General features: G+C 70.1%; 14 protein-coding genes. 9 read left to right on the top strand and 5 right to left on the bottom strand.

What is annotated here, in order from left to right:
• Positions 1-56: 56 nt before the first annotated feature.
• Positions 57-953: an SDR family oxidoreductase gene (locus tag ACQ86M_RS14825; protein WP_431245987.1), complete on the bottom strand. Its 897-nt coding sequence runs from the start codon at positions 951-953 to the stop codon at positions 57-59.
• A 149-nt stretch (positions 954-1,102) separates the two neighbouring features.
• Between ACQ86M_RS14825 and ACQ86M_RS14820 the strand changes: the two genes are divergently transcribed.
• From ACQ86M_RS14820 to ACQ86M_RS14790, 7 genes are all read left to right on the top strand, one after another.
• Positions 1,103-2,104, top strand: a complete 1,002-nt coding sequence (locus ACQ86M_RS14820) for an SIS domain-containing protein (protein WP_431245986.1) — start codon at positions 1,103-1,105, stop codon at positions 2,102-2,104.
• A 7-nt stretch (positions 2,105-2,111) separates the two neighbouring features.
• Complete coding sequence (locus tag ACQ86M_RS14815; protein WP_431245985.1) at positions 2,112-3,032, top strand: PfkB family carbohydrate kinase; 921 nt, start codon at positions 2,112-2,114, stop codon at positions 3,030-3,032.
• A 34-nt stretch (positions 3,033-3,066) separates the two neighbouring features.
• A complete protein-coding gene (locus ACQ86M_RS14810; RefSeq protein ID WP_431245984.1) occupies positions 3,067-4,167 on the top strand; it encodes a LacI family DNA-binding transcriptional regulator in 1,101 nt (366 codons plus the stop codon).
• 469 nt (positions 4,168-4,636) lie between these two features.
• A complete protein-coding gene (locus ACQ86M_RS14805; protein WP_431245983.1) occupies positions 4,637-5,959 on the top strand; it encodes an ABC transporter substrate-binding protein in 1,323 nt (440 codons plus the stop codon).
• Positions 5,956-6,936 carry a carbohydrate ABC transporter permease gene (locus ACQ86M_RS14800; RefSeq protein WP_431219377.1) on the top strand — a complete coding sequence of 327 codons (981 nt, stop codon included), beginning with the start codon at positions 5,956-5,958 and terminating at the stop codon, positions 6,934-6,936. Before ACQ86M_RS14805 ends, ACQ86M_RS14800 begins: the two co-directional genes overlap by 4 nt.
• The gene (locus ACQ86M_RS14795; RefSeq protein WP_431245982.1) at positions 6,930-7,766 is read left to right on the top strand and encodes a carbohydrate ABC transporter permease; all 837 of its coding nucleotides are present in this window, start codon (positions 6,930-6,932) and stop codon (positions 7,764-7,766) included. The genes ACQ86M_RS14800 and ACQ86M_RS14795 overlap by 7 nt, the downstream gene beginning before the upstream one ends.
• A 4-nt stretch (positions 7,767-7,770) precedes the next feature.
• Positions 7,771-8,925 (top strand): MFS transporter, encoded by a 1,155-nt coding sequence (locus tag ACQ86M_RS14790; RefSeq protein ID WP_431245981.1) that lies wholly within the window; start codon positions 7,771-7,773, stop codon positions 8,923-8,925.
• A gap of 105 nt (positions 8,926-9,030) precedes the next feature.
• On the opposite strand, the gene ACQ86M_RS14785 is transcribed toward ACQ86M_RS14790, so the two are convergent.
• The 4 genes from ACQ86M_RS14785 to ACQ86M_RS14770 form a co-directional block, all read right to left on the bottom strand.
• Positions 9,031-10,503 (bottom strand): aminotransferase class I/II-fold pyridoxal phosphate-dependent enzyme, encoded by a 1,473-nt coding sequence (locus ACQ86M_RS14785; protein WP_431245980.1) that lies wholly within the window; start codon positions 10,501-10,503, stop codon positions 9,031-9,033.
• 67 nt (positions 10,504-10,570) lie between these two features.
• On the bottom strand, positions 10,571-11,149 hold the full coding sequence (locus ACQ86M_RS14780) for a helix-turn-helix transcriptional regulator (RefSeq protein ID WP_431245979.1): 579 nt from the start codon (positions 11,147-11,149) through the stop codon (positions 10,571-10,573).
• 411 nt (positions 11,150-11,560) lie between these two features.
• Positions 11,561-11,734 carry a hypothetical protein gene (locus ACQ86M_RS14775; RefSeq protein ID WP_310132241.1) on the bottom strand — a complete coding sequence of 58 codons (174 nt, stop codon included), beginning with the start codon at positions 11,732-11,734 and terminating at the stop codon, positions 11,561-11,563.
• A 4-nt stretch (positions 11,735-11,738) separates the two neighbouring features.
• Entirely contained in the window at positions 11,739-12,140 is a 402-nt protein-coding gene (locus ACQ86M_RS14770; RefSeq protein WP_431245978.1) for a ChaB family protein, read from the bottom strand.
• Positions 12,141-12,237: 97 nt separating this feature from the next.
• Here ACQ86M_RS14770 and ACQ86M_RS14765 point away from each other — a divergent pair, with 97 nt between their 5' ends.
• Both ACQ86M_RS14765 and ACQ86M_RS14760 read left to right on the top strand, forming a co-directional pair.
• Positions 12,238-12,999 carry an alpha/beta fold hydrolase gene (locus tag ACQ86M_RS14765; protein ID WP_431245977.1) on the top strand — a complete coding sequence of 254 codons (762 nt, stop codon included), beginning with the start codon at positions 12,238-12,240 and terminating at the stop codon, positions 12,997-12,999.
• A complete protein-coding gene (locus ACQ86M_RS14760; protein ID WP_431219370.1) occupies positions 12,996-13,682 on the top strand; it encodes an esterase/lipase family protein in 687 nt (228 codons plus the stop codon). The genes ACQ86M_RS14765 and ACQ86M_RS14760 overlap by 4 nt, the downstream gene beginning before the upstream one ends.
• The last annotated feature ends 53 nt before the right edge of the window (positions 13,683-13,735 follow it).

Below are 13,735 nucleotides of genomic sequence, written 5' to 3'. Positions count from 1 at the left end.
GAGGCCGGCGCGCTCATCGCGTCCCGGCCTCCCGCTGCTCGTCGCTTCCCGGTCGCCTACGGCGTCGGCATGCCGCCCGTCACCGCGAGCGTCTCGCCCAGCACGTAGCTCGACTCCGGCGACGCGAGGAACACGTACGCGGGGGCGAGCTCGGCCGGCTGCCCGGCGCGTCCCAGCGGGGTCTGCTGGCCGAACTCGGGGATCGCCTCCGGCAGCTGACCCTTGCTGACCTGCAGCGGCGTCCAGATCGGGCCCGGTGCCACCGCGTTCACGCGGATTCCCTTCGGCGCCAACTGCTGCGCGAGCGCCTTGGTGAAGGCGTTGATGGCCGCCTTCGTCGTCGCGTACTCCACAAGGGTCTCGCTCGGCGAATACGCCTGGATGGACGTGGTGTTGATGATCGTCGACCCGGCCGGAAGGTGGGGAAGCGCCGCCCGCGTCAGCCAGAACATCGCGTAGATGTTCGTCTTCATCGTGTGGTCGAACTGCTCGTCGTTGACTTCGGTCAGGCTCTCGGTGGCGATCTGCTTGCCCGCGTTGTTGACGAGGATGTCGATGCCGCCGAGCTCCTCGACCGCACGCGAGACGACCTCGTCGCTGAAGGCGCGCTCCTTGAGGTCGCCCGGGATGGTGACCGCGGTGCGGCCGGCCTCGCGGATGAGCCCGGCGATGCGCTGGGCGTCCTCCTCCTCTTCCGGCAGGTAGACGATCGCGACGTCGGCGCCCTCGCGCGCGAAGGCGATCGCGGTTGCGGCGCCGATCCCGGAGTCGCCGCCCGTGACGATGGCCTTGCGGCCGGTCAGGCGGCCGGAGCCGACGTAGCTCTCCTCGCCGAGGTCGGCGGACGGGTTCAGGTCGCTCTCGAGCCCGGGCTCGGGCACCTGCTTCTCGTCCGGGTGGATGGTCGGATAGCGGTCGACGGGATTGTCGAAGGTGAACTGGTTCTCTGGCATGCCCCCACGCAAGCACGCACGCGGGCGCGCGTCCCGGGGCTGGCATCCATGCGGCTTCAGGGGTAGCCGGTTGCGTCGCGCCCCGCCATGTGTCAGCATTGAGACGGATTGATACCGGTACCAAAAAGTGGATCGGTGGAGGGAGACACATGCTGGGCTTCAACGAAGAGGAATACCTGGAGCAGGTGCGGAGCACCGTCGCGCTCCGGCCGCAGACCGAGGAACTCGCCGAGCGCGTCAGCGCCGGCCGCTGGAAGAACATCTACTTCATCGGCGCGGGCGGCACCTACGCCGCGGCGCTGCCGTACGAGCGCTTCTTCCAGACGCACTCCGCGTTCCCCGTGCGCGCCGTCATCGGCAAGGAGTTCATCCTCGCCCCGGACCCGCAGTTCGGCCCCGACTCGGTCGCGATCTTCGCCTCCGTGTCCGGCACGACCGAGGACATCCTCGAGTGCGTCGAGTTCGCCCGCGAGAAGGGCGCGCTGACCGTCGGCTTCACCGGCTACCCGGAGAGCCCGATCGCATCCGCCGTCGACGAGGTGCTGCTGTCGGCGCCCAAGGCGTGGCCGTTCGACGTGCAGTTCCTCACCTTCGCAGCCAAGTTCCTGTCGCTGCGCGGCGAGTTCGACGGCTACGACCGCCTCATCGCAGACCTCGAGGCGCTGCCCGAGGCCCTCATCGCCGTCACCGAGCAGGCCGACCCCATCGGTAAGGCCTTCGCCGAGAAGCACGCCGAGACCGATTACCACTTCCTGACCGGCTCCGGCCAGCTGTGGGGCTTCACCTACCTCTACTCGATGTGCATCCTCGAGGAGATGCAGTGGCTCACCACGACCCGCGTGCACGCCGCCGAGTTCTTCCACGGCTCGCTCGAGCTGATCGAGAAGGACACCAGCATCATCGTGTTCGCCGGTGAGGACGAGACCCGGCCGCTCACCGACCGCGTCATCTCCTTCTCGAAGGAGTACAGCGACGACGTCACCGTCATCGACACCAAGGACTACGCGCTCCCGGGTGTCAGCGACGAGTTCCGCGGCCTGCTGGCTCCGATCGTGGTGGATGCGGTCGTCGACCGGTTCAGCAAGCACCTCGCCCAGGTGCGCGACCACTCGCTCGACCTGCGCCGCTACTACCGCGTCGTGGCGTACTGAGGCACCGATGAGCACGGTGCGCGTCCTCGGTCTCGGGGACAACATCGTCGACCGGTTCGTCGATCGCGGAGTCGAGTATCCGGGAGGGAACGCCGTGAACGTCGCGGTGTTCGCCCGGCAGCTCGGCGCCGAGGCCGCGTATCTGGGGGTCTTCGGCGACGATGAGCAGGGGCGCTTCGTGCGTGGGGCCATCGAGGACTGCGGGGTCGACACCTCGCGGTCCTCGGTGCGCCCGGGCCCGAACGGGGTCACGGAGATCGAGACGGTCGACGGCGAGCGGCGCTTCCTGGGCTGGAACCAGGGCGGCGTGACGCTGAGCGACCCGGTGAGGCTGAGCGAGGAGGACGTGCGCTACGCATCCGGCTTCTCGATCATCCACTCGAGTGCGTATTCGGGCATCATCCCGGAGCTGCCGAAGCTGGCGGCGACGAGGACGCTGCGTTCGTACGACTTCTCGTCCGAGCCGGAGTACCGCACGGCGGAGTACCTGGATGCGGTGGGCCCGTGGGTCGACCTCGCGCTCGTCTCGCTGGGCGATCTGTCGCGCACGGACACCTGGGCGGAGTTGCGGCGGATCGCGTCGCACGGGCCGTCGCTGGTGCTGGGGACACTGGGGGAGGGCGGAGCCGTGCTGTTCGACGGCGACGCCTACTATTACTCGGATGCGGCGCCGGTGCCGGGTCCGTTCGTCGACACGATGGGCTGCGGCGACGCCTACGTGAGCGCGTTCGTGGTTGAATTGCTGCGGTCCGGCTGGCGCAGGAATGCGCGGGCCGCGGGCGCAGCGCTGCACCGTTCGATGCGGCGCGCGGCGCAGTTCGCCGCGCGGCAGTGCACGGTCGAGGGCGCGTTCGGTCACGGGCGAGCGGTCGACGGGGCGGTGCGGGTCGGCTCGCTGCCGCCGGTGGCGGCGGGCGACGCCGGCTAAGGGGCAGGCCGCCCCGGATGAGGAAGGGGTGGCGATGTCCACGGAGCGTGACCACCGCACTCCCTCGCCGACGATCTCGGAGGTGGCGGCGGCCGCCGGCGTCGGCCGTGCGACCGTCGCCCGCACCCTCGGCGGCTACGGCTCGGTCAGCCCGAAGACGCGGGACCGCATCCTCGCCGTCGCGAAGGAGCTCGGCTACCGGCCGAACACGATCGCCCGGAGCATGACCACAGGCGAGACGCGCACGCTCGGCGTGGTGCTGGCCGACGTGGGCAACCCGTTCTTCGCGGGGGTTCTGCGCGGCATCAGCGACGCGGCGCGCAAGGCCGACTACGACGTCCTGGTGCTGAGCACGGACGAGAACCTGCAGCTCGAGGCGGCGGCGATCGACGTGCTCGTCGACAAGCAGGTGGACGGCATCGCGCTGGCACCGGCGGCCGGCCGCTCCGCGTCGCTGCCGCACCTCGAGATCGTCGCCAAGCGCGAGATCCCGCTGGTGCTGCTCGACCGCCTGGTGGACACGGTGGATGCGGACGCGGTCGTCATCAACAACCGCGAAGCCTCGCGGCAGGCCGTCCTGTCGCTCATCGAGAGGGGCCACCGGCGCATCGGCTTCGTCTGGGGCCCGGTGACGAACGAGCCGGCGGCGGATGCGGACGACCTGCGCCGCATCCTCGACCACGCCCTGTGGTCCGACGGCGAACGCCTGCTCGGGTACCTGGAGGCGCTGGAGCTGGCCGGCATCCCGTTCGACACGTCGCTCGTGACGCACGTGCTGAAGAACGAGTCGCAGGCGACGCGGGCGGTGCTCGGGATGCTGTCGCTCTCCGATCCGCCGACGGCGATCTTCGCGACCGAGACAGATGCGCTGACCGGCTCCCTGCGCGCGATGCGCCAGCGCGGTCTCCGCTGCCCGGACGACGTGTCCCTCATCGGATTCGACGACAGCTCGTGGGCGAGCGTCATGACGCCGCCGATGTCGGTCGTCGCGCAACCGATGCACCAGCTCGGCGAACTGACCGCCGAGTGCCTGCTCGCCCGCGTCGCCGGCAGCGAGGCGCCGGTGGCTACCCACGTCCTCGAGGCCGACTTCATCGAGCGAGACTCCGTGGCCGCCCCACCCGCCCGCGCGTAGCCGGCGCCCGTCGCGCGGCCGCCCGTCGTCGCGCTCTCCCGAGTGGTGACATCTGCACGCCACTCGCCGCCGATTCGCGCATCCACTCACCACTCGATACCGACCGGAGGCCGCGCGCCCGCCGAGTGGTGACATCTGCACGCCACTCGACGCGGATTCGCGCATCCACTCACCGCTCGACGCGGATTCGCGCATGCATTCACCGCTCGACGCGGAGCCGGGTGGCGGAGGGGCCGCTGTCAGGGCCGCGGGCTGCCTTGGGTGAGGCAGCCCGCCGATTGGTGACATCTGCACGCCACTCGACGCCGATTCCCGCATCCACTCACCACTCGACGCGCGCGCCCGATTGGTCAGTGTTGATACCGGTACCAAAATCCCGTATAGTCATCGCAATCGGTCGCACTGAGCGGCCCACGATCCAAAGACGGGTCAGCGGACGAACCCGACCGCACGACCCGCACGACGGGAGATGAGCGTGAAGAAGACCAGGACCATCACGGCAGCGGCAGCGGGCGTCATGGCGCTCGCGCTCACCGCCTGCTCCTCGGGCGGCGGCGCCAGTGCCGACATCACGGCGAAGCCGGACTACTCCGGCAGCATCAGCATCCTCACCGCGGCGGCGGGCGATCCGCTCGGCTCGTACTTCGAGGATCTGGTGAAGGACTACAAGAAGCTCCACTCCGGCGTGAAGATCACGCTCTCCCAGGAGACGGACGACAACGCGATCAAGGACAAGGAGAAGGTCCTGATCGGGTCGCAGTCGCTCCCCGACATCTACTTCAGCTACGCGGGCAACTGGGGCGAGAACTTCGCCGCGAACGGCCTGGCGGTCGACCTGAGCTCGGTCATCGCGCCCGGCACCACCTGGGGCGACACCTTCGGAGAGGGATCGCTCAACGCCTTCAAGTACGACGGCAAGTACTACGGCATCCCGCAGTACGTCGACGGCAAGTTCATGGGCTACAACAAGAAGGTCTTCGCCGATCTCGGGCTCAGCGTGCCCAAGACGCTCGAGGACCTGATCTCCGACTGCAAGACCATCAAGGCGGCCGGCATCGTCCCGATCGCGTTCGGCAACAAGGACGGCTGGCCCGGCCTGCACTACCTCGGCCAGCTGTTCGCCTACGACGTCCCGCAGAAGACGCTGCAGGCCGACCTCCTGCCGAAGACGGCGAAGTACACCGACGAGGGCTACGTGCAGGGCATGAAGGAGTTCCAGGACCTGGTCACCTCGTGCACCGGCGACGCGGGCAACTCCAACGGCGTCACCTACACCACCGCCCAGCAGCAGCAGGCGACCGGCAAGGCGGCGATGTACTACCAGGAGCTCATCGAGTTCGACTCCGTCAACACGAAGGACAGCCAGCTCTCCAAGGACGGCTTCGGCATCTTCCCGCTGCCTGCCGCGGCGGACGCGAAGGGCGACACGTCGACGCTCGAGGCGGCTCCCGAGGGCTACATGATCAACAAGAAGAGCAAGAACGCCGCGCTGGCGCTCGACTTCATGAAGTTCGTGACCGACAAGAAGAACGCCACCACCCTCTCGTCCCCGCCCTACGGCCAGCCCAGCGCGGTGAAGGATGTGGTGACCGACCAGACGTCCAGCCCGGCCGTCGCCGAGGGAACCAAGCTGGTGAACGACGCGAAGTCGACCGTCGTGTGGCTCGACATGGCGAACGTGCCGGATGTCGGCGACGCGTGGGTCTCCGTCTCCGAGGGTCTCGTCTCGGGAAGCCTTACCCCCGAGGCCGCTCTGAAGGCCGTGCGACAGGCGTCCGAGAAGGCGAAATGACCACCACCCAGGCACCCCAGGCGCCCGTCCGGCCGCGGCTCGACCGCGGCCGGACGGCCCCGGCCCCGGGCGACGTCGCGCCGAAGGCCGCCAAGCGCGGCCCCGAGCGCTGGCGCGGGCTGGTGTGGCTCGTCCCCGCACTGGCGGTGCTCGCCGTCTTCGTCTACTGGCCGCTCATCCAGAACCTCGTCTTCAGCTTCCTGAAGTGGAACATCTACAGCGGCGAGCAGACCTTCGTCGGCGTCGACAACTACGCCGAACTCGCTCAGGACCCGATCTTCTGGCGGGCCCTCGGCAACAACACCTGGTACGCCGCCCTGTCGATCGTGTTCCAGGTGTTCGGCGCCCTCGTGCTCGCCGCGATCGTGGAGAGCGTGCGCAGCGACCGCTGGCGCAAGGCGTTCCGCGCCATCTACTTCATCCCGTCGGCGATCTCGCTGACCGTCGCGGGCCTCCTGTTCTACTTCATCTACCAGCCGCAGACCGGCCTGCTGAACGTCTTCCTCGACGACCTCGGCCTCGGTCAGTTCTCGCAGGCGTGGCTGGGTCACGAGAGCACGGCGATCTTCGCCATCATCGCGATGAGCCAGTGGCAGGGCTTCGGCTACAGCGTCCTCCTGTTCTCGGTGGCGCTCCAGCGCATCCCGCAGGAGCTGTACGAGGCGGCGAACCTCGACGGCGTCGGCCCGATCCGCCGCTTCTTCCAGGTGTCGCTTCCGCTTGTGCGCGAGATGACCGGCCTGATGATGATCGTGACGATCTCCGGCGCCTTCCAGGTCTTCAACGAGGTCATGGTGATGACCAGCGGCGGACCGAACAACTCCAGCCAGGTGCTCGGCACGTGGCTGTACCACGCCGGCTTCGTCACCAACGACTTCGGCTCGGCGGCAGCGATCGGCGTCGCCATCTTCGTCATCACGCTGCTGCTCGCCGCGGCGCAGCTCGGCTACTCGCGCAAGAGGAGAGTCGAATGGTAGCCCTCGCCCGTCTCGGCCGCGGCGTCCGCGTCGCCCTCATGTGGGCGCTGCTCGTCGCGCTCGCGGTGCTGGTGCTCTATCCCCTGCTGTGGATGGTGACCAACGCTCTGAAGACCAACGCCGAGCTGTTCGGCAACCCGTTCGCGCTGCCGAGCCAGTGGCTGTGGCAGAACTTCGGCAAGGCGTGGAACCAGGGCGTCGGCGACTTCGTGTTCACGAGCGTCTCGCTGACCGTGCTGGCGACCCTCATCACCGAGCTGATCAGCGCCTGGGCGGCGTACGGTCTGACCCGGGTGAACATCCCGCTGAACCGCACCTTCACCGTCGTCGTGCTCGCCGGCCTCATGCTGGCGCCGACCGTCGCGCTCATCCCGCTGGTGAAGCTGTTCCAGGCGTGGGGACTGTACGACACCTTCTTCGGCCTGCTCATCCTGTACACGGCGTTCCGCATCCCGTTCACCGTGTTCCTGATGCGCGCGTACATGCTCGATCTCCCGCGCGAGGTGGATGAGGCGGCGTCGATCGACGGAGCCTCCCGTGCCGCGACGTTCTGGCGGATCATCCTGCCGATGAGCCTCCCGATCGTGGCGACGACCATCGTGCTGAACGTGCTCCAGAACTGGAACGAGTACCTGTTCGCCATGATCTTCACGAGCGGGACGGGCGTGCAGACGCTGCCCGTGGGCCTCGCCGACATGATGTCGAAGAACGGAACGCAGTATCCGGTCGTCTTCGCCGGCATGGTGATGGCCGCGCTCCCGATGGTGATCCTGTTCTTCCTGTGCCAGCGGTACTTCGTGCGCGGTCTCGCCGGCGGCGTGGGCAAGTAACGGGGTGCGGACGTACCTGGAGCTCGTGCGCGTCCCCGGCGTCCTGCGGGTCACCGTCTCGCAGCTGGTGGCGCGTTTCCCGCTCGGGATGCTGTCGCTGGCCGTGCTGCTGCACGTGCGGCACGCGAGCGGGTCGTATGCGCTGGCCGGGCTCGTGGTCGCCTGCGTGAGCGCCGGGGAGGCGGTCGCGATGCCGCTGGTGAGCCGGTCGGTCGGTGTGCTGGGCATCCGGCCGCCGGTTCTGGCGGCGGCGCTGCTGAACGCGACCGGGATGCTGCTGCTCGCGTTCGGCCCGCCGGTTCCGCTGCTCATGGTGGGCCTCGGTGTCGTGATCGGCGCGTCCGTCCCACCGCTGATGCCGGTGGTGCGGGCGCTGTACCCGCGGCTGGTGCCGCGGCGGACCGTCCCGGCGCTGTTCGCGCTGGACACGTCGGCGCAGGAGCTGATCTGGATCACCGGACCGGTCGCCGCGACCCTGCTCAGCGGCGCCGTCTCGACGCAGGCGCCGCTCGTGCTGGCCGCGGCGGTGACCCTCGGCGGCACGGTGTGGTTCCTGCTCGCGCCGCACATCGCCGGTGTCCGTCTCCCGCGCAGCGAGTCGCGGCCGGGCCGGGTGCTGCTGACCCGCGCCGTCCGGCTGGCCGCCGCCGCGAGCTTCGCGCTGATCGCCTCCTTCGCCGCGCTCGAGATCGCCCTGGTGGCGCGGTTCGACGGTGACAGCGTCTTCGCTGGCCTGGCGATCGCGGTGTCCAGCCTCGGCTCGCTGATCGGGGGCATCGCGTTCGGTCACCGGCGTATCGGACCGCGCGGGCTGGCGGCCGTGCTCGGCGGGGTCGCGGTCGCGACGGCCGCCGCGGGGCTGGTGCCCGGCATCCCGCTGCTCTACGGCGTGCTGTTCCTGTCGGGGCTGGGTTTCGCCCCGTCCCTCGCGGCGCTGTACGCGATGGTGTCCGCCGCGCTGCCCGAGTCGTCCACCCCGGAGGCCTTCGGCTGGCTCAACACGGCCGGCCTCATGGGAGCGGCGACCGGCACCGCGATCGCGGGCGTTCTGGGGGATGCGGTCGGCGCGCCGGGGCCGTTCCTCGCGGCGACCGCGGCCTCCGTCGTCGCGGCGATGCTGCCCCTCGCTCCGGGCCTCCGCCCGCGCCCGGCCGTCTAAAGCGAGCGACGCCGCTGACGGTCGCATCGAGTGGTCCCGACACGCCGTCACGGCACCATCCGTAGCGGCGCGACGGGACCACTCGATGACGGCGGAGAGGGCGCGTCACGCCCCGGGCGGCAGGCTCCGCGTCACGCGGAACGTCTCGAGGCTCGCGTCCGCCGCGTCGGGGATGACCATCCCGGCGGCGAGACCGGTGCGCAGGTGGTCCACGATCGCCCCGTTGATGACCTCGCCCGGCATCAGCGCCGGGATGCCCGGAGGGTAGGGGGTGACCTGCTCGGCGGCGACCCTCCCCACCGCCTCGGCGGCCGGCACCGTCTCCACCGGGCCGAAGAACGCGTCGCGGGGCAACTGGGCGATGACGGGCTGGAGTTCGCGCGCGGTCGGAAGCGAGACCGCCGGAGGCTCGGGCCAACTCGCCGCGGCATCCGGGAGTTCGCGCAGCGCGTCGAGCAGGCGCCCGGTCGTCTCTTCGTCGTCGGCCATCGACAGCGTGGCCTCGATGCGTCGGTGGTCGTTGAGCCCGACGTCGATCCGGTGCTCGGCCCGCAGCCAGTCCGCCACCTGGTAGCCCGAGACCCCGAGCCCCTTCACATCGATGAGCACGTGCATCGGGTCGAGGTCGTGCGAGGCCTCCTCGGCGAGCAGTTCGTCCCGGAGCACGTGGAGTCCCGGAATGCCTTCGATCGCATCCCGGGTCCGCTGGGTGAGGGCCAGCGCTTCGGTGAGCAGCTGCGTTCCGTGCTGCACCATCTGGCGCCGCCAGCCGTCGATCGCGGCGTAGAGCAGCACACTGGAGCTGGTGGTCGCCAGCACGTCGGCGCACTGGGAGAGCCGGACCGGGTCGACGAGTGAACCCTGCAGGTGGTAGACGGATCCCTGCTCGAACCCGATGCCCATCTTGTGGACGCTGACGACGCAGAGATCGGCCCCGACATCCATCGCCCACGTCGGCAGGTCGTCGTGGAAGGGGAGATGCGCACCCCACGCCTCGTCGACGATGACCGGCTTGCCGCGCGAGTGGCACACGTCGACGATCGCCTGCAGGTCGGCGCACGTGCCGTACGGCGTCGGGCTGGTCACCACCGCAGCGGATGCGTCGGGGTAGCGCTGCCACATCCGCTCGTACTCCTCCGGTCCCGGTGGATGCGCGATGTGCTGCTCCTCGTCGTAACGGGAGTGCACCCACCGCGGCTGCAGGCCGGAGAGAACGAGCCCGGCCACCGTCGACTTGTGCGCGTCGCGCCCGATCAGCAGCTCCCCCTCGCCGCGGGTGACCGCGAGGATGGCCGCCTTCACCGAGAGGGAGCTGCCGCAGGTGGAGAAGAAGGCCCTGTCGGCGCCCACCGCGTCGGCCATCAGCTCCTCGGCCGCGGCCAGGTACCCGTTCGACGACTTCCGGTCGTCGAGCCCGGCCGTCGCGAGCACATCCTCGCGCAGCGCTCCGCCGAGCACGGCGCTCACGCGCTCATCCGCGCCGCGGCCCTGCCGGTGGCCCGGGGGCGTGAAACCGTAGCGGTCGAGCCGGTGGTACTCGGCGAGGGCGTCGAGCACGGGCGCTTCGTTGTGATCCATACCGTTCTCGGTACACCGGCTTCCCGGGCTGGGGCAGGGGTTGCCGTCGTGCCCTCGGCGCGCGAGGTCAGTGTGCGAGTGTCATGGTCGGCGCTTCGCCGTACGCGTCGCGGTAGCGGCGTGCGAAGCGATCGACGTCGGGGAAGCCCCACCGGGCGGCCAGGTCGGCGAGGTCGCTCGACGTGGAGTCCGAGACCAGCAGGTCGGCGTGGGCGGCGGAGAGGCGCACCTGCAGCAGGTACCCGCGCGCACTCGTGCCCGCGTGGGTGCGGAAGGCCGCATCCAGCTGGGCGATCGTGGCGTCGGCCGCGCGGGCGATGTCGCCGACGGTGATGGGCAGCGAGGCGTTGTCCTCGACGTAGCGGCGTCCGAGCTCGTAGCGGCGGCGCTGGCCCGCCGGGCTGAGCGTGCGCTCACGCGGATCACCGGTGAGCGGGAAGCACTTCAGGGTCGCGAGCGCGAGCGTGTGGAACAGGCTGGCGCGGACGAGCGGGTGACGGAACGTCCCCGCGTCCATGTACTCGGCGGCCACGGTCGCGGCAGTGAGGAAGTAGTCCGCGTGCTGATCGCTGATCGGGCGCGGGGAGTCGAAGACCACTGCGAGGTCTTCGTCGCCGTAGGCGGTGCGGGCGACATCCCGCAGCACGGAGGGGAGAGGAAGACGTCGACGATGTCGCTCTCCTCCGCCTCGCACGCGAAGTCGTGGCCCGGCCGGATCAGGAACGGCGTCCGCGTGGCGACGCCGCGCTCCCCGTCGATGTCCCACCGGTAGTCGCCCCGGGTCACCGTGACGATGCAGAAGTCCTCGAACTCGCCTGAGGTCTCCCACTGACCGCCGATCGCGTAGCGGGCGACCGAGAATGACGAGTCGGTCACCTGGTCGACGTCGAAGGAGAAACCGGCGTCGGGCTCGGTCGCGAAGGCGAACCGCCCGCCGGCCGCGGCGAGGAGGGCGTCGGCCTCCGCGGGGTCGGTGGTGCGGCTCTGCAGCCGAGTGATGTCGGACATGGGGCTCAACCTACAGCGGTGCCCTGACAATGGGCAGAACGACCTGTGCTCAGTCGGCGTGGCCCAGCACGTGCACCGGGATGCCGAACGACAGCGCGATGCAGAGGATGCCGGCGAAGAAGACCAGCCCCTGGAAGGCGGGCAGCGTGTCCGCGAGCCCCAGCAGGAAGATCCCCACCAGGAACAGCAGGAAGCACAGGATGAACGCGATCACGTCGCCCATGTCGTCAGCCCTTCTTTCGTTTCGCGGCGGTCTTGCGCCGGTTGGCCTTCTTGATCTCGTCGACGAGCTCGTCCTTGGTCATGCGGGTGCGGCCGGAGATGTCGAGGCGCTTGGCGACATCCAGCAGGTGCGCCTTGGAGGCGTTCGCGTCGACGCCCTCCTGCGTCTGGGCCTTCGTGCCCCGGCCGCCGGCCGCCTTGGTGTCGGACGGGCCGTTCTTCGCCTTGCGCTCCCAGTGGTCGCCGACCTTCTCGTACTCGTGCTTCAACGCGGAGAACGCGGTGCGGTGGGCGCGCTCGCCCTCGCCGTACTCCTTCACCGCGGAGTCGTGCGCCTTCGACCAGAGTGCCTGCGCGTGCTTCTCCGACCGCTCGAGGGTGGAGGGGAGCTCCTGTGATGCGGGCATGATCCTGTGGTACTCCTTCCTGTGCGGATGGGGCTAGTACTTCTCCACAGCTACCCCTCTCCCGGTGCTTTTCAACCGGGGTGGGTACGTTGGAGTGGTGACTGCCGACGACCGCGAGCCCGCGCCGAAGCCCGTCGCCGTGGTGACGGTCGACACGGCGGAGCCCGGCGACACGGCGTCCGTCGCGCCCGCCTTCGTGCTCGTGCACGGGATCGGCGTCAGCTCGCGGTACTTCGAGCGGCTGGTGCCGGCGCTCGCCGAGGAGGGCCGCGTCATCGCCGTCGACCTCCCGGGCTTCGGCAAAGCGCGCCCGCTACGGCCGCGGCGCGGTCCGTCCCTCGAGGAGTTCGCCGACTCGGTGGCGTTCGCGATGGACGCGCTGGGCGTCACCGACGCTGTCATCGTCGGGCATTCGATGGGCACCCAGATCGCCATCCGTCTCGCCGAGCGACGTCCCGACCTGGTCCGCGGGCTGGCGTTGCTCGGGCCGGTGATGGCCCCGCAGGACCGCAATCCGCTGAAGGCCGGCCTCCTGCTCGGCATCGACATCTTCCGGGAGGACGCGCGCGGCAACCGGATCGTGATCGGCGACTACCTGCACTGCGGCCTCCGCTGGTACCTGGCCACGCTGCCCGGCATGCTCGGGTTCGAGACCGAGCGGGAGCTGGAGCGCTGTCAGGTGCCGGTCGTCGTCGTCCGCGGAGGCCGCGATCCGATCGCCCGCGACGACTGGGTGGGCGAACTTGCGCAGCGGTCCGGCGGGGGTGCGGCGAGCGTCCCGGATGTCGCGCACCTGGTCATGCACGGCGCTCCGTGGCGCACCGCCTCCCTCATCGCCGGTGTGGCGGTCGCCCGATGAGACGCACCTGGCTGCGGAGGGCGGGCGTCTTCGCCCTCGACTACCTCTACGCCGGCCGCTACCAGCTGCGCGCGCTGCTCGACCGGGGGACACCGGATGCGCTGGTCGCCGGCGAGGGGCACCGCGCGCCCGTCGTGCTGTTGCCGGGCATCTTCGAGACCTGGCGCTTCCTCCGACCGCTCGCGCAGCACATCCACGCCGCCGGTCATCCGGTGCACGTCGTCACGGCGCTGGAGGACAACCGGATGTCGGTGCCCGAGGCCGCCGCCCTGGTCACCCGGCACCTCGAGGAGCACGACCTCACGGGCGTCGTCATCGTCGCCCACAGCAAGGGCGGGCTCGTCGCCAAGTACCTGATGGGGATGCCGGACTCCGGCCCGCGCATCCGGTCGGCACTGACCGTCGCCACCCCGTACGCCGGTTCGTCGCTGGCGCGCTTCATCCCGCTCTCCAGCGTCCGTGCGCTGATGCCGAACACGCCCGGGCTGCTCCGGCTCGCGCTCAGCCGCGCGGTGAACGCGCAGATCACCTCCGTCTGGGGCTGGTTCGACCCGCACGTGCCCGAGGGCAGCCGGCTGGAGGGTGCGCGCAACATCGAGCTCGACGTCGGCGGCCACTTCCGCATCCTCGCACGGCCGGAGCTGCTCGCCATCGTCGACGAGGTGCTCGCCCCGGCGGACTGACCCCTGTCGCGCCCCGCCGTCGCGGCGTTACCCTTCGGGCGAGACCCGGGAGG

Source organism: Leifsonia xyli subsp. cynodontis (assembly GCF_050632205.1).
Classification (GTDB): Bacteria; Actinomycetota; Actinomycetes; order Actinomycetales; family Microbacteriaceae; genus Leifsonia; species Leifsonia xyli_D.
The sequence above is the reverse complement of the archived record's forward strand: the minus strand, read 5'-3'. Positions and strand labels throughout refer to the sequence as shown.